Genomic DNA, 14,848 nt, shown 5'->3' on the forward strand with positions numbered 1-14,848 from the left:
CCTCGACCAGGGCGCGGCCGGTGGCGCGGAAGTAGGTGCGCATCCAGAAGGTGCCGAAGGCGACCGACATGGCGACCTGTGGCAGCGCGACCGCCCAGAAGGTGTCGGTCAGGCCGAGCAGGCGCAGGTCGAAGAACAGCGGCACCGCGATCGCCTCGGTGGGCATCATGATGCCGAGCAGGAACAGGTAGAACAGCACCTGCTGCCCGCGGAAGCGCATGGTGCCGAACGCGTAGCCGCTGAGCACCGACAGCGCCACCGACACCACGACCACGAAGCCGGAGACCGCGAAGCTGGTGCGCAGGTAGTCGCCGAACCGGCCGACCTCCCAGGCCTTGGCGAAGTTGCCCGGGTACACCCCGGCGAACGAGCCGCCGGGCGCGGCGCCCGCGCTGTCGTCCGGGCCGAGGGCGGCGGTCAGAATGGTGAGCACCGGGAACAGCGCGAAGGCGGCGAAGACGATCAGGATCGCGTAGTTGGCGGCGCGCTCGGCGCGGGAGATCCTCATGGGGCGGTGGCCCGGTCGGTGAGGCGGTTGACCGCGAAGGAGACCACGAAGATGATCGCGGTCAGCGTCACCCCGATGGCGGCGGCCGAGCCGACCTGGCCGTTCTCGAACGCCCGCCGGTACACCTCGAAGGACGGCACCGTGGTGGAGTCGCCCGGCCCGCCCCGGGTGGTGACGTACACCAGGTCGAAGGTGCGCAGCGCGGCGATCATGGTCAACGTGAGCGCGACGGCGATCTCGCCGCGCACCGCGGGCAGGGTGATGGCGAAGAACTCGCGGACCGCGCTGGCGCCCTCCAGCCGGGCCGCCTCGTACAGCTGCTGTGGCACCCGGCTCATCCCGGCGAGCAGCAGCACGGTGACCAGGCCGCTCTCGAACCAGGTGCCGACCACGCCGACCGCGGGCAGCGCGAAGGCGTAGTCGCCGAGCCAGCCGCGGGCGAGCCCGTCCAGCCCGACGGCGCGCAGCAGGTCGTTCAGGCTGCCGTCGGGGGCGTAGACGCGGCGCCAGGCCACCGCGACGACCACCATCGCGATCACCTGGGGCAGGAAGATGACGGTGCGGAAGAAGCCGAGGCCGCGCACCTTGGCGTGGTTGAGCACCGCCGCCAGCGCCAGCCCGACGGCGAGCGGCAGCACCGCGTAGAACACCAGCAGCACGGCCGCGTGCCCGAACGCCGCGCGCAGCCGCTCGTCGGCGAGCAGGTCGGCGTAGTTGGAAAGGCCGGCCCAGCGGCCGAGCGACAGCCCGTCCCAGTCGTACAGCGACAGCTGCACCGCGCGCCCGATCGGGAAGAGCAGGAACGCCGCGTAGATCGCGAACGCCGGGAGGATGTACAGGTAGGCCACCCGGCGCGGCTCGCCGGGTGGCGCGCCGCCGGCCGGCCGGGGGCGCCGCGCGGCCCGGGCCGGTGCGGTGGTCCGGCCGGGTCGCGCGGAGGTGGCGGTCATCGGTTATCCGTTGCCCTGGGCGAAGTCCTGGTAGTCCTTCTGGACGCGCTCCAGGAACTGCGCCGGGGTGGTCTTCTTGGCCAGCAGGTCCTGCAGCGCCGCGCCGAGCGTGTCGTACATCGTGGGGGTGGCGTAGTCGAGGTAGGGGACCAGGCCGTCGGCCTTGGCGGCGGTGCCGAACGCGGTGAACACGTCCTTCTGCGCCCCCTTCTTGACGGTCTGGAGGGCGGTGTCGGCGACCGGCAGGTTGCCGGTCTCGGTGAGCGTCTTCATCGCCTCGGTGCCGGTGATGAAGTCGATGTACGCGGCGGCGGCGTCGGGGTTGGGGCTCTTGGCGGTCACCGCGAACGGCAGCCCGGTGCCGCCGGTGGCCACCGGCGGGGCGCCGGCGTGCGAGGGGGGCGGCAGCATGAAGCCGAGGTCGCCGCCGAGCGCCTTGGACAGGTCGGCCAGCAGCCAGGTGCCGGCGATGAGGAAGACGCCCTTGCCCTTGCCGAAGTCCTGCCAGGCCGGGTCGTAGCCCTGCCCGTTGAAGTCCTTGTTGAAGTAGCCCTTGTCCACCCAGGACACCAGCTGCTCGGCGGCGTGGGTGTTCTCCGGGGTGCCCCACGAGCCGCCCTGGCGGCCGAAGGCGAGGGTGCGGATGGCGTCCGGCGCCACCGAGCGGCCCTGGACGGTGCCGAAGACGTGGATGGCGGGCCACTTGTCGAGGTTGCCCAGCTGCAGCGGCACCTCGCCGCCCTGCTTGGCCTTGTCCAGCGCCGCCTCGAACTCCGCCCAGGTGGCCGGGGGCTCGATGCCGAGCTTCTTCAGCTTGGCGGCGTTGTAGAAGACGCCGACGACCTCGCCGACCTGCGGCAGCCCGTAGAGGTTGCCCTCGCCGAAGATCTTGCCGTCCGGGGTGTAGCTGGAATAGCGGCGCACCGACTCGGGGTAGCGGTCGGCCCACTTGTAGGCGGCGGCGTAGGCGTTCAGCGGGAGGAGCTGGCCGGCCTTGACGAAGGCGCCCATGTCGGAGCGCCCGTTGTTGGCCTCGACGACGTCGGGCGGCTCGTTGCCGCTCAGCGCGAGCTTCAGGGTGGTCTTCAGGTCGTCGAACGAGCGGGACACCCGCTTGATCTTGATGTTGGGGTACTTGGCCATGAAGGCGGCGTTGAGCTTCTTCATCTGGGCGTCCTGCCCGCCGCGCACCTCCTGGTCCCAGACGGTCAGCGTGACGTCGCCGAGCGCCGCCGGGTCGGTGCGCACCGATGTGGTCGGCACCGGCGTCGGCGCGGCGGCGGGCGCCGAGGACCCCGGCGCGCACGCCGTGGCCGCCAGCACCAGCAGGCCGGCGGCGAGCGCGGCGGCCGGCCGCGGGCGGATGGTGACGGGCATGTGGTTCACCCCTTGCTGTCGGTGTCCGTGAGTTCCGCGGCGCCGGTCGCCACGTCGGCGTGCCGCGACATCGTGGCGGCGGCGCGGCGCACCGCGCCCACGGGCACGGCGGGGACGAGCTGCTCCAGGAAGGCGTACCGGCGGGCCAGCGAGTCGATGTAGGCGCCGCTGTGGCCGGCGGCGGCACGCACCTGGTGCCACCAGTCGGCGATGTCACCCCAGCCGGGGGCGGCCAGGGATCCGCCGAACTGCTGCACGGCCAGCGCCGAGCATACCCCGGCGAAGGCCAGCCGGTCGGCCAGCGGCCAGCGGCACAGGGTGCCGAGCACCAGGCCGGCGCCGAACACGTCCCCGGCGCCGGTCGGGTCCAGCGCCCGCACCCGCAGTGCCGGCACGAAGGCCTCCTCGCCGGAGATCGAGTCGATGGCCATCGCCCCGTTGGCGCCGTCGGTGACCACGGCGAGCGGCACCCGGTCGGCCAGCGCGTACAGCGCCTCGCGCGGGGTGTCGGCGCCGGTGTAGGCCATGGCCTCCACCGCGTTGGGCATGAAGGCGTGGCAGTGCGCGAGCTGGTCCAGCAGGGTGGGGGGCCAGGTCTCGGAGGGGTCCCAGCCCACGTCGGCGAAGACCAGGGCGCCGTCCTTGCGGGCCAGGTCGGCCCAGGTGCCGCCGCCGAGCGGCTCCTCCTCGGTCAGCGACACGATGACCGCCCCGGCCCGCGGCGGGTGGCCGATCATCTCGGTGGCCGGCATCGGCGGCGGGTGGCCGTGGGTGACCATGCTGCGGTCGCGGTCGACGGCCATCGAGACGGTCACCGGGGAGTGCCAGTGCTTGAAGCGCCGGGACCGCGACAGGTCGACCGACTCCTGCTCCGACAGGATGCGCCAGTTGAAGTCGGCGTAGTCGTCGTCGCCGAACGCGGCGGCCATCGAGGTGCGCAGGCCGAGGCGGCTGGTGGCGATGGCGAGGTTGGCGATGCCGCCGGGGCAGGAGCCCATGCCGTCCGCCCACACCTCGGTGCCGGCCTCGGGCATCGCGGGCAGGCCGGTGAAGACGATGTCCAGGAAGACGGTGCCCGCGGTGAAGACGTCGAACTCCGGCCCGCCGGGCGCGCGGATGGTGGCTAGTGGATCGTAGGCCTGGGCAGACACCGGAGAGAGTCCTCCTCGACGCTGAGAAGATGTGCGCACTCTTGCACGATTTGGTTATCCATATCAAGGGCCGGCTTGCGCTGTCTGCTCATTTTTGCGCGTTCATGCGTGCGGGTGACTGGTACGATCCTCCCGTGTTGCAGCACATCCGGCACGCCGCGATCATGCAACGCGTCCGCCTGGCGGGCGCGACCAGCGTCCGTGACCTGGCCGCCCAGCTGGGCGTCAGCCCTTCCACGATCCGCCGCGATCTGGAGGTGCTGAACCGGGACGGCACGCTCACCCGGGTGCGCGGCGGCGCGCTCGCCAACCTGGACGCCGACGGCGACCGGCCGTTCGCGACGGTCGCCTCGGTCGACGAGGAGGACAAGGACGCGGTGGCGCGCCGGGCCGCAGACCTGGTCGACGACGGCGACGTGGTGCTGCTGGACATCGGCACCACCACCGTCCGGCTGGCCCGCCGGCTGGCCGGCCGCCGGGTCACCGTGGTCACCTCCAGCCTGGCGGTCCTCGACGCGCTGCGCGGCGACCCGGAGGTGGAGCTGCTGCTGCTCGGCGGCATGGTGCGCCGCGCCTACCACTCCCTGGTCGGCGTGCTCACCGAGCAGGCGCTGCGTCAGGTGTGCGCCGACCACGTCTTCCTCAGCGCCAGCGGGGTGCGTCCCGACGGGCAGGTGACCGACTCGACGCTGGCCGAGGTGCCGCTGAAGCGCGCCATGATGGCCGCCGGCGAGCAGGTGGTGCTGCTGGTCGACCGGCAGAAGTTCCCCGGCACCGGGGCGCTGCGGGTGTGCGGGCCCGAAGAGCTGGACGTCGTGGTCACCAACCAGGGCGCCGACCCCGCCACGCTGGACGCCCTGGCGGCGGCGGGCACCACCGTACTGGCGGCCGGCGGCCAGACCCGCCGGGCCGCGGGCAAGGAGCAGGCATGAGGCTGACCATCCTCGGCGGCGGCGGGTTCCGCGTCCCGCTGGTGTACGGGGCGCTGCTGCGCGACACCGGCCGGCCCCGGGTCGAGGAGGTCGTGCTGTACGACGTGTCCGCCGAGCGGCTGGCGGCGATCGGGCACGTGCTGGCCGCCCTGGCCGCCGGGCACGACGACCCGCCGCGGGTGCGCGCCACCACCGACCTGGACGAGGCGCTGCGCGACGCCGCGTTCGTCTTCTCGGCCGTCCGGGTCGGCGGCCTGGCCGGCCGCACCGCCGACGAGCGGGTCGCCCTGGACCTCGGGCTGCTCGGCCAGGAGACCGTCGGGCCGGGCGGCGTCGCGTTCGGCCTGCGCACCATCCCGGTGGCGCTGCGCGTCGCCGAGCGGATCGCCGCGCTCGCGCCCCGGGCGTGGGTCATCAACTTCACCAACCCGGCCGGCATGATCACCGAGGCGATGCGGGCGGTGCTCGGCGACCGGGTGATCGGCATCTGCGACTCGCCGGCCGGGCTGGTCCGCCGGGCCGAGACCGCGCTCGGGCTGGAACCCGGCCGGGCCGCGCCCGACTACGTGGGGCTGAACCATCTGGGCTGGCTGCGCGGGCTGGCGTACCAGGGCCGCGACCTGCTGCCGGACCTGCTCGCCGACGACGCCGCCCTGGCCCGGGTGGAGGAGGCGCGGCTGTTCGGCACGGAATGGGTGCGGTCGCTCGGCGCGCTGCCCAACGAGTACCTGTACTACTACTACTTCACCCGGGAGGCGGTGGCCGCCATCGGCGGTGCCGCGCGGACCAGGGGAGAAGCCCTGCTGGAGCAGCAGGAACGGTTCTACCAGGAGGTGCTCGGCGCGCCCGGTGACGCGCTGACCGAGTGGCGGCGGGTGCGCCGGGAGCGGGACGCCTCCTACATGGCCGAGACCCGCGACACCGCGGGCGCCGGGGAACGCGAGGAGGCCGACCTGGCCGCCGGGGGATACGAGGGCATCGCGCTGGCGCTGATGACCACGCTCGGCCGCGGCGGGAGGGAGACCATGATCCTGAACGTGGCCGGCGGCTCGGCGGTGCCCGGCCTGCCGGCCGACGCCGTTGTCGAGGTGCCCTGCCTGGTCGACGCCGGCGGGGTGCGCCCGCTGGCCACCCGGCCGCTGCCGCTGGACTTCCTCGGCCTGGTACAGCAGGTCAAGGAGGTGGAGCGGCTCACCATCGAGGCCGCGGTCACCGGCTCACCGGCGGCCGCGGTGCGCGCGTTCGCCGCCCATCCGCTGGTCGACTCGGTCACCGTGGCCCGCGATCTGCTGGCCGGCTACCAGTCCCGCATCCCCGACCTCGCCACCGCCATCCGCCCCGCCTGACGGCGCCGGCGGCCAGGCGCCACCGCCCCAGGAGGATGTCACCGGGCCGGCCACCGGCCATCTTTCTGAACCGGAGTGCCGGGAGGCGCGGCCACGGCGGCGCGGAGCCGCAATGGGCGGACGGTTACCGGTGCTCGTCGAACAGATCGTCGATGGTGTCGATCGTGCCCGCGCGGCCGCCCCACTCCTCGATCTGCGCCAGATCGGTACAGTCGAGAATGCGGGCCCGGGCGCCGGCCGGGACCGCGATGCCCCGCCCGGCCAGCACGAGCAGCAGCATCTTGGCCTCGCCCTTGGCCTCGCCCCTGGCCTCGCCCTTGGCCTCGCCTTCGGCCAGGCCTTCCGCCTTTCCCTGGCCGTAATAGTGGCGGGCGAAGTCGCTCTTGTACTCGCGGGTGCCCGTGCTCATCATCGCCTCCAGAATCTGTCCGGCCGCTGCTGGAAGCATGGCCAGCACCTGGTCAATATAACCTTTGGCCTGGTCGAGTTCGACGTGTTCGAGCCCTTGGAGCATCGCGGCCAGTACCTTCTCACCGTCGCCGCCGTCGCCATGGATGATCGCCGATAACACGGCCAGCTCGGGGTTGTCCTGCGCGTGCGCCGGATCGATGATCTTCGGCATTTGTACGGGCCCGAGCACCAAAGGTGTGAGCACCAACCCGGGGTGTCCGAGCACGATGGGATGGGCACACCAGCGGGCGATGGCATCGTCCGGGCTGATGACCAGCAGGACGACCGGGCATTCCAGCCGGGCACGCAGGCCGGCCAGGTAGGCGGGCCAACTCCACGGCTTCTTCTTGTCTCGGCTGAGCTGGATCTCCACGATGACGGCCATCACGGTCTGGTCGCCGGTGAGCAGCCTGACCACGCTGTCGGCGCGGTATTCGGTGGGCTGGTAGTCGCTGAGGTCGGCCGACTCCAGCCGTGCCTTGGCGAAGGCGGGCACCGCGTTCGGCTGAACACATGCGACCAGGTCGGCGGCCAGCGATGGTCGTTCCTTGAGGAGTTCGAGCCAGATCTCATGCTCTCGTTTGGGCATGACGTGAACACTACATGTATTCGCTTGCTCACGTAGCGCAGTCGCCTGGTCCGGGCTTGATCTACCTCGTGGCGGAGCGGACGCTCTCTGCCGCCTTGGCGATGCAAGCCCTTGTCGGATCGGCTCGGTCAGGTGAGTGCGGTGCGGACGCCGACCGCCACGAGCACCGCGCCGGCCAGCCGGTCGATCCGGCGGCGGACGGCGGCCGAGCGCAGCCGTCCGGCGGCGGCGCCGGAGGCCGCGGTCCAGCCGGCCAGCCAGCAGGTGTGCAGGGCGGCGTGCGCGGTGGCGAGCAGCAGCATGGGTACCAGCACCGGCCGGCCGGGCTGCAGGAACTGCGGCGCGAGAGTGAGGTAGATCGAGGCCGCCTTGGGGTTCAGCACGTTGCCGAGCAGTCCCTGCAGGTAGGGATGGTGCGCCCGCCACAGCCGGCGCCTGGGCGGGGCCTCCGGCGGGGAAGTGCGGCCCGGGGCGGGGCGGCGGGTAGCCGGGCGGAGCAGCCAGAGCCCCAGCCCGGCCAGGTACGCCGCGCCGGCCAGCTTCACGGCCAGGAACGCCTGGGACGAGTGGAGCACCAGCGCGGCGAGCCCGGCGGCCGCCAAGACGGCATGCGTGTAGAGGCCGGTCACCGTGCCCAGGATCACCCACCAGCCCTGCCGCCGCCCGCCCGCGGTCACCCGGGAGACGACCAGCGCCAGGCTGGTGCCCGGCGTGGCGGTGATGGGGGCGACGGCGGCCAGGAAACCGAGCACGGCGAGCTCGCGCACCTGTCAGACCACCACCCGGTAGTGGGTGGTCAGCAGGCCGGTGTCGTCGAACACGTGGAACGCCACCCCGGGCGGCTGGGCCTGGGTCGCCAGCGGGCCGTCGCCTTCCCACGGCATCCGCAGGGTGGAGACGACGCCGGGGGCGATGCGCAGCGGGCGGCCGGCGAACGTGGCGGCGGCGGCGGTGTGGTAGTGGCCGGTCAGCACCGCGACGACCTGCGGGTGGGCGTTGATCAGCTCGGCCAGCGGGCCGGCGTCCAGCAGCCGGATCGAGTCGACGAACGGGTGGTGCAGCACGGTCGGCGGGTGGTGGAAGGCGACGAAGGCCGGGGTGCCGGACGGGATCGAGGCCAGCTCGGCGGCCAGCCAGTCCAGCGTCTCGGCGTCCAGGCGCCCGGCGTCCTCACCCGGGATGGTGGAGTCGGCGAGCAGGAAGACCGCGCCGGCGACGTCGTGGCGGGCGTTGATCGGGCCGGTGTCGCCCGAGCCGTCGTCGAGCAGCACCTTGCGGTAGGCCTCGCGCACGTCGTGGTTCCCCGGGCAGACCATGACCGGCACCGGCGCGGCGAAGAGCCGGGCGGCGGTCTGGTACTCGGCCACCTCGCCGTGATCGGCGATGTCCCCGGTGATCAGGATCGCGTCGACCGGCCGGGGTAGGGCGTTCAGGTGCTCCATGACCCGGGCGGTGCGTTCCGCCGAGCGGGGATGGTCGTCGATGTGGGTGTCGCTGAGATGCGCGATGACGAGCATTGATCCCCTCACTAATGGCAAAAATGCAGCAAACCATTAGGGACGCTACACTCGGCCGGGCCGGCCCGGCAAGCCGGTATCGGAGGGAGAACGTGTCACAGCAGCTCGCCTTGGCCCTGCCTCTGGCCCTGGCCGGGACGATCCGGCACGACGGCGACGGCGGGGTCGCCGACGACCTGGCCGACGTGCGCGGGCTGGCCGGCTGGCTCGCCGAGTATGCCGCGCCGCTGCGGGAGTACGCCGCCGACCCCGGTGGCCTGGCCGACGAGCAGACGCGGCGGGAGGTCGTGGCGCTGCGCCGCGCGGTGCGCACCCTGTTCGCCGAGGCGGTCCGGCCCGGGCCGCCCAGCCGGGCCGACTCCGCCTCGCTGCTGTCGCCGCGGGACGCGGTCGAGCTGCTCAACCGGGTCGCCGCCGCGGTCCCGGTGCGCCCGGTGCTGGCCTGGCCGGCCGGTGCCGTCCCGGCCGTCGTCTGGGTGGCCGGGGCCGCCGACGACCGGCGGCGGCTACTGGCCGGGCTCGCCCGGGCCGCGATGGAGTTCCTGGCCGGCCCGGACCGCGAGCGGTTGCGCGCCTGCCCGGCGCCGCGCTGCGTGCGGTACTTCGTCCAGGAGCACCCGCGCCAGGAGTGGTGCAAACCCTCCTGCGGCAACCGGGCCCGGGTCGCCCGCCACTACCGGCGGCACGCCGCCGCCGACCCGGCACGCCGCCCGCGGTGATCAGGGCCGCCCGGGGCGGCCGCGCCCGGCGCGGGCGGCCCGGACCTCAGGCGGCGTGGCGGAGGCAGTCGAGTTCGGCGGCCAGCGGGCGGAGCGGGACGCCGAGGCCGGCCAGCACGCGGACGCTGCGGTTGCTCCCGTCGGCGAGCAGGCCGCGCAGCAGCGCCTCCCCGGTGACCCGGCCGTCCGGGCCGGGCCGGTGCCGGGCCACCTCGACCACCTTGCGCGCCCGGGCGGTGAGCCGCAGCGCGGCGGCCGGGCCGCGCAGCGTCACCCGTAGCGGGCGGGACCGGGACCGGCGCAGCTCCCAGCGCGCCGGGTCGTCCACCGGACGCGGCATGCGGCGGCGCACCTCGGCCAGATCGATGCCCAAGGTGGCCAGCAGCGCGGCGTCGGCGGCACCGCCGGGGAGCACGGCCGCGTGGACCGCCGCGACGGAGACCTCGAACGCCGCGAGCGGGCGGTCGAACGGGCGGGTCTCGGCCAGTGCCACCAGGACGGCGTCCTCGTCCAGGACGTGCCGGCCGGCCGCCAGGGACAGCAGGCCGGCCCGGACCACGGCGGCACGGGCGGCGGGGGTGTAGCGGGTGAACATGCTCATCGTCGGCTCCCGGCCGCGCTCTCGACGATCCGGTGGGCGTGCTTGCGGTGCGCGGTCTGCCGCTTGACGCCGAGGGCGGCCGCGATCGCCTCCCAGGACCAGCCCCGGGCGCGCGCCTCGTCCACGTGCGCCGCCTCCAGTTCCTCCAGCAGCCGGCGCAGCGCGGCGACGGCGGCCAGCCCGGTGGCCGGATCGCCGCCGGTCGCGGCCTCGGCGAGATCGCTCGCGGTGTCGCCCATGCCTGTCAGCATAAGCTGACAACCCCCGGTTTGTCAGCCCATGCTGACACTTTCACCGGGCCAGGATGTCGTCGAGGTCGTAGTGGATGGGCCGTTCCAGCTGCTCGTAGGTGCACGACCGCGGGGTGCGGTCGGTGCGCCAGCGGCGGAACCGGGCGGTGTGCCGGAACCGGTCGCCCTCCATGTGGTCGTAGGCCACCTCCACCACCAGCGACGGCTCCAGCGGGATGAACGACAGGTCCTTGCCGGCGCTCCACCGCGAGATGGCGCCCGGCATCCGCTGCCTGGTGTTCTCGTCCTGCGACATCCACGACGCCCAGGGGTGCTGCGCCAGGTCCGCCAGCAGGTAGGGGCGCAGCTCGTCGACCAGCTCGGCCCGGCGCTTCATCGGGAACGACGCCGACACCCCGACGTGGTGCAGCACGCCCGCCGGGTCGTACAGCCCGAGCAGCAGCGACCCGACGATCGGGCCGGACTTGTGCTCGCGGTAGCCGGCCACCACGCAGTCGGCGGTGCGCTCGTGCTTGACCTTGAACATGGTGCGCCGGTCCGGCTCGTACGGCCGGTCGGTGGGCTTGACGATGATGCCGTCCAGGCCGGCGCCCTCGAACATCTCGAACCACTCGGCGGCGCGCTCGTCGTCGGCGGTGACCGGGGTGAGCCGGACGCGGTCGCCCGCGCCGGCCAGTGCGGTCACCAGCCGGTCGCGGCGGGTGCCGAACGGCGTGTCCAGCAGGCTCTCGTCGCCGAGGGCGAGCAGGTCGAAGGCGACGAACGACGCCGGGGTCGTCTCGGCCAGCAGCCGGACCCGGGAGGCGGCCGGGTGGATGCGCTGCTGCAGCGCGTCGAAGTCGAGGATCTGGCCCTGCCGCAGCACGATCTCGCCGTCGAGGACGCACCGCTCGGGCAGCTCGCGGCGCACCGCCTCGACCAGCTCGGGGAAGTAGCGGTTGAACGGCCGCTCGTTGCGGCTGCCCAGGTAGACCTGGTCGCCGTCGCGGAACACGATGCAGCGGAAGCCGTCCCACTTGGGCTCGTAGAGCAGCGTGCCGTCCTGCGGCGGCAGCTCCTTGACCGCCTTGGCCAGCATCGGCGCGAGCGGGGGCGGCACCGGCAGGTTCATCTCCGGCGGCGCCTCCACCGGCGCCCCGCGCCGGGCGGGGGCGGGCGGCGCGGACGGGTCGGGCGAGGTCATGGCGCCTCCCGGGTGTACTTGCAGAACAGGAAGCCGTCCTCGGCCAGAACGTGGGACAGCCGCATCGGGGTCGGGGCGTCCGGGCCGGCGACGATGCGCGCGGCGTCGCCGCCGGTGAGCAGCGGGCTGATCGTCAGGCACAGCTCGTCCACCAGGCCGGCCGCCAGCAGCTCGCCGTTGAGGTGCGGCCCGCCCTCGCACAGCACCCGGGTCAGGCCCCGCTCGTGCAGCGCCGCCAGCGCCACCGCCGGGTCGGCCCGCCGCTCGCCGGCCACCACCACGTCGGCGTGCCGGGCCGCCGCGGCCCGCCGCTCGGCCGGCGCCGCCTCGGTGGTGATCACGATGGGCCGGACGCCCGGTTCGGGGTCGGTGAACAGCGGGCCGGCCAGGTCGAGGTCGAGCCGGCCGGTGACCACCGCGATCGGCGGGGTCGGCGGGCGGCCCTCGCGCAGCGCCGCCCAGGACCGGCGCGGGCGGACCGGGCCGTACCCCTCGCCGCGGACGGTCGAGGCGCCGGCCACGATCACGTCGGCCAGCCCGCGCAGCACGCCGAACACCCGGCGGTCGGCCTTGCCGGACAGGCCTTCGGACACCCCGGCCAGCCAGGCGCCGCCGTCGGCGCCGGCCACCATGTTCAGCCGCAGCCAGGGCGCCGGCGGGTAGGCGTAGGCCGCGGCGAGGTCGGCCTCGCCGGCCGGTTCGGGCAGGATGCGTCGCACGTCTCCTACCTTGGCACACGCCTCCGACGCTTCCGCTCCCGCCGGTACCGCGACCGGCCGGGCCGGCCACCGTCCGGCCGGCGACTCCGCCCGGCGGGTGGCCACGGCCGAGGTGGTCGCCGCCGGCGGCCCGGCCCGTCCGGTCAGCCGGCCGGCAGGCTTCCTTCGGCGGTGGAGCGGCGCAGGATCTGCATCGAGCGGCTGGTCACGGTGATCCCCGCGCCGGGCGGCAGGGGATCGCCGGGGGCGTGCCCGTCGCGCGGGGTCTCCTCGGCGGTGTCGAGCACCGGGTGCCACCCGGCGCCGAACTCCGCGCCCGGCAGCGAGAACGAGATGTTCTCGTGGTGGGCGTTCACCAGCAGCAGGAACGAGTCGTCGGTGATGCGCTCGCCGCGCGGCCCGGGCTCGCTGATCGCCTCGCCGTTGAGGAACACCGCCATCGCCTTGCCGAAACCGCTGTGCCAGTCGCCGTCGGTCATCTCCTTGCCCGACGGGGTGAGCCAGACGATGTCCCGCACGTCGCCCTCGGGCACCCGGCCGAGGAAGAACCGGCGCCGCCGGAAGACCGGGTGCTCGCGGCGGAACCGGGCCAGCGCCCGGACGAACTCCAGCAGCTCCCGCTCCTCGTCGAGCAGCGACCAGTCCACCCAGGACACCTCGTTGTCCTGGCAGTAGGCGTTGTTGTTGCCGCCCTGGCTACGGCCGATCTCGTCGCCGTGCAGCAGCATCGGCACGCCCTGCGAGACGAACAGGGTGGTCAGGAGGTTGCGGCGTTGCCGGCGGCGCAGGGCGAGGATCTGCGGGTCATCGGTCGGCCCCTCGGCGCCGCAGTTCCACGAGCGGTTGTCGTCGGTGCCGTCCCGGTTGTCCTCGCCGTTGGCCTCGTTGTGCTTGCGGTCGTAGGAGACCAGGTCGGTGAGGGGGAACCCGTCGTGGCAGGTGACGAAGTTGATGGACGCCACCGGCCGCCGCCCGCTGGTGGCGTACAGGTCCGAGGAGCCGGCCAGCCGGGAGGCGAACTCCGGCAGCACCGGGGGGCCGCCCCGCCAGAAGTCGCGCACGCTGTCGCGGTACTTGCCGTTCCACTCGGTCCACAGCGGCGGGAAGTTGCCCACCTGGTAGCCGCCGGGCCCGACGTCCCACGGCTCGGCGATCAGCTTCACCTGGGAGATCACCGGGTCCTGCTGGATCAGGTCGAAGAACGCCGACAGCCGGTCCACGTCGTGCAGCTCGCGGGCCAGCGCGGCGGCCAGGTCGAAGCGGAACCCGTCGACGTGCATCTCCATGACCCAGTAGCGCAGCGAATCCATGATCAGCTGCAGCGCGTGCGGGGAGCGCACGTTGAGGGAGTTGCCGCAGCCGGTGTAGTCCAGCAGCAGCCGGCGGTCGGAGTCGATCAGCCGGTAGTAGGAGGCGTTGTCGATGCCGCGGAACGACAGCGTGGGCCCCATGTGGTCGCCCTCGGCGGTGTGGTTGTAGACCACGTCGAGGATCACCTCGATGCCGGCCTCGTGCAGCGCCTTCACCATCGCCTTGAACTCCGGCACCTGCTCGCCGCGCTGCCCGCTGCTGGAGTAGGCGTTGTGCGGGGCGAGGAACGAGATGGTGTTGTAGCCCCAGTAGTTCGTCAGGCCGCGCGCCACCATCGCGTGCTCGGGGACGAACTGGTGCACCGGCATGAGCTCCACCGCGGTCACGCCGAGCGCGCGCAGGTGGGAGATCACCGCCGGGTGCGCCAGGCCCGCGTAGGTACCGCGCTGCTCTTCGGGCACGTCGGGATGGCGCATGGTCAGCCCGCGCACGTGCGCCTCGTAGATCACCGTCTCGTGGTACGGGGTGCGCGGCCGGCGGTCGCCGCCCCAGTCGAAGAACGGGTTGACCACCACGTTCTTCGGCATGTGCGCCGCGCTGTCGGCGGTGTTGCGCCGGCCGGGGTCGGTGAACCGGTAGGAGAACAGCGAGCGGTCCCAGCGCACCTCACCTTCGACCGCCTTGGCGTAGGGGTCGAGCAGCAGCTTGGCGGGGTCGCAGCGGTGGCCGGCCTCCGGCCGGTAGGGCCCGTGCACCCGGTAGCCGTACCGCTGGCCGGGCATGATCCCGGGCAGGTAGCCGTGCCAGACGAACCCGTCGACCTCCGGCAGGTCGACCCGGGTCTCGGTGCCGGCGTCGTCGAACAGGCAGAGCTCGACCCGCTCGGCGACCTCGGAGAAGAGCGAGAAGCTCGTGCCGACGCCGTCCCAGGTGGCGCCGAGGGGATATGGCTCTCCAGGCCAGACCTCACGCATGTAGCCTCATTGTGGTCGGAAACGGTCCGCGGGGGGCGCGTTCGCGCGCGTTCGTATCGATCACCTGTCGGGGGTGCCCGGTCGCCTCCTCATCCGGTCCAGGGCCCCGTTGCCGCGTACCTGACTGCGTCTCGCCACTACCGTTGATATTACGGGCGGGAGGCTGATTTACCAGACCATTTCCCGCTATGCGGGCCTGTCCTGGGCGACCGCCGGGGTGCGCATGCGCCGGCCGCCGCCGCGGCGTCTCTCAAACTATCCTAAAAGCCG

At 73.5% G+C, this 14,848-nt stretch carries 15 protein-coding genes; 3 read left to right on the forward strand and 12 right to left on the reverse strand.

Annotated features, from left to right (window positions below; all coding sequences use genetic code 11):
* From Sru01_RS27595 to Sru01_RS27610, 4 genes are all read right to left on the reverse strand, one after another.
* On the reverse strand, positions 1-508 hold a 508-nt coding region (locus Sru01_RS27595), incomplete at its 3' end, for an ABC transporter permease family protein (protein WP_203991477.1).
* Entirely contained in the window at positions 505-1,458 is a 954-nt protein-coding gene (locus Sru01_RS27600) for a carbohydrate ABC transporter permease (protein ID WP_203991480.1), read from the reverse strand. The genes Sru01_RS27600 and Sru01_RS27595, both read right to left, overlap by 4 nt.
* 3 nt (positions 1,459-1,461) lie before the next feature.
* Positions 1,462-2,835 carry an extracellular solute-binding protein gene (locus Sru01_RS27605; protein WP_203991483.1) on the reverse strand — a complete coding sequence of 458 codons (1,374 nt, stop codon included), beginning with the start codon at positions 2,833-2,835 and terminating at the stop codon, positions 1,462-1,464.
* A 5-nt stretch (positions 2,836-2,840) separates the two neighbouring features.
* Positions 2,841-3,986 (reverse strand): PfkB family carbohydrate kinase, encoded by a 1,146-nt coding sequence (locus tag Sru01_RS27610; RefSeq protein WP_203991487.1) that lies wholly within the window; start codon positions 3,984-3,986, stop codon positions 2,841-2,843.
* A gap of 134 nt (positions 3,987-4,120) precedes the next feature.
* Here Sru01_RS27610 and Sru01_RS27615 point away from each other — a divergent pair, with 134 nt between their 5' ends.
* Together Sru01_RS27615 and Sru01_RS27620 are read left to right on the forward strand one after the other, a co-directional pair.
* The gene (locus Sru01_RS27615; RefSeq protein ID WP_203991489.1) at positions 4,121-4,918 is read left to right on the forward strand and encodes a DeoR/GlpR family DNA-binding transcription regulator; all 798 of its coding nucleotides are present in this window, start codon (positions 4,121-4,123) and stop codon (positions 4,916-4,918) included.
* Entirely contained in the window at positions 4,915-6,264 is a 1,350-nt protein-coding gene (locus tag Sru01_RS27620; RefSeq protein WP_203991491.1) for a 6-phospho-beta-glucosidase, read from the forward strand. The genes Sru01_RS27615 and Sru01_RS27620 overlap by 4 nt, the downstream gene beginning before the upstream one ends.
* Positions 6,265-6,388: 124 nt before the next feature.
* Here Sru01_RS27620 and Sru01_RS27625 read toward each other — a convergent pair whose 3' ends face one another.
* The 3 genes from Sru01_RS27625 to Sru01_RS27635 form a co-directional block, all read right to left on the reverse strand.
* Positions 6,389-7,303, reverse strand: a complete 915-nt coding sequence (locus tag Sru01_RS27625; protein ID WP_203991493.1) for a hypothetical protein — start codon at positions 7,301-7,303, stop codon at positions 6,389-6,391.
* Positions 7,304-7,431: 128 nt separating this feature from the next.
* The gene (locus Sru01_RS27630) at positions 7,432-8,070 is read right to left on the reverse strand and encodes a LysE family translocator (RefSeq protein ID WP_203991495.1); all 639 of its coding nucleotides are present in this window, start codon (positions 8,068-8,070) and stop codon (positions 7,432-7,434) included.
* Between the two features lie 3 nt (positions 8,071-8,073).
* On the reverse strand, positions 8,074-8,820 hold the full coding sequence (locus Sru01_RS27635; RefSeq protein ID WP_203991497.1) for a metallophosphoesterase: 747 nt from the start codon (positions 8,818-8,820) through the stop codon (positions 8,074-8,076).
* A gap of 92 nt (positions 8,821-8,912) precedes the next feature.
* Between Sru01_RS27635 and Sru01_RS27640 the strand changes: the two genes are divergently transcribed.
* Positions 8,913-9,539 (forward strand): CGNR zinc finger domain-containing protein, encoded by a 627-nt coding sequence (locus tag Sru01_RS27640; RefSeq protein WP_239137783.1) that lies wholly within the window; start codon positions 8,913-8,915, stop codon positions 9,537-9,539.
* A gap of 46 nt (positions 9,540-9,585) precedes the next feature.
* Here the strand turns inward: Sru01_RS27640 and Sru01_RS27645 are convergent, their stop codons facing one another.
* The 5 genes from Sru01_RS27645 to glgX all read right to left on the reverse strand — a co-directional run bounded on the left by Sru01_RS27645 (position 9,586) and on the right by glgX (position 14,578).
* Entirely contained in the window at positions 9,586-10,140 is a 555-nt protein-coding gene (locus Sru01_RS27645; protein ID WP_203991502.1) for a hypothetical protein, read from the reverse strand.
* Positions 10,137-10,379, reverse strand: coding sequence for a helix-turn-helix domain-containing protein (locus Sru01_RS27650; protein WP_203991504.1), 243 nt, complete (start codon positions 10,377-10,379; stop codon positions 10,137-10,139). The genes Sru01_RS27645 and Sru01_RS27650 overlap by 4 nt, the downstream gene beginning before the upstream one ends.
* 52 nt (positions 10,380-10,431) lie before the next feature.
* Positions 10,432-11,574 carry an ATP-dependent DNA ligase gene (locus tag Sru01_RS27655; protein ID WP_239137784.1) on the reverse strand — a complete coding sequence of 381 codons (1,143 nt, stop codon included), beginning with the start codon at positions 11,572-11,574 and terminating at the stop codon, positions 10,432-10,434.
* The gene (locus Sru01_RS27660; protein WP_203991507.1) at positions 11,571-12,293 is read right to left on the reverse strand and encodes a pyrimidine reductase family protein; all 723 of its coding nucleotides are present in this window, start codon (positions 12,291-12,293) and stop codon (positions 11,571-11,573) included. The genes Sru01_RS27655 and Sru01_RS27660 overlap by 4 nt, the downstream gene beginning before the upstream one ends.
* Before the next feature lie 143 nt (positions 12,294-12,436).
* Positions 12,437-14,578, reverse strand: coding sequence for a glycogen debranching protein GlgX (glgX, locus tag Sru01_RS27665; protein ID WP_203991510.1), 2,142 nt, complete (start codon positions 14,576-14,578; stop codon positions 12,437-12,439).
* Between the last annotated feature and the right edge of the window lie 270 nt (positions 14,579-14,848).

Source organism: Sphaerisporangium rufum (assembly GCF_016863395.1).
GTDB lineage: Bacteria > Actinomycetota > Actinomycetes > Streptosporangiales > Streptosporangiaceae > Sphaerisporangium > Sphaerisporangium rufum.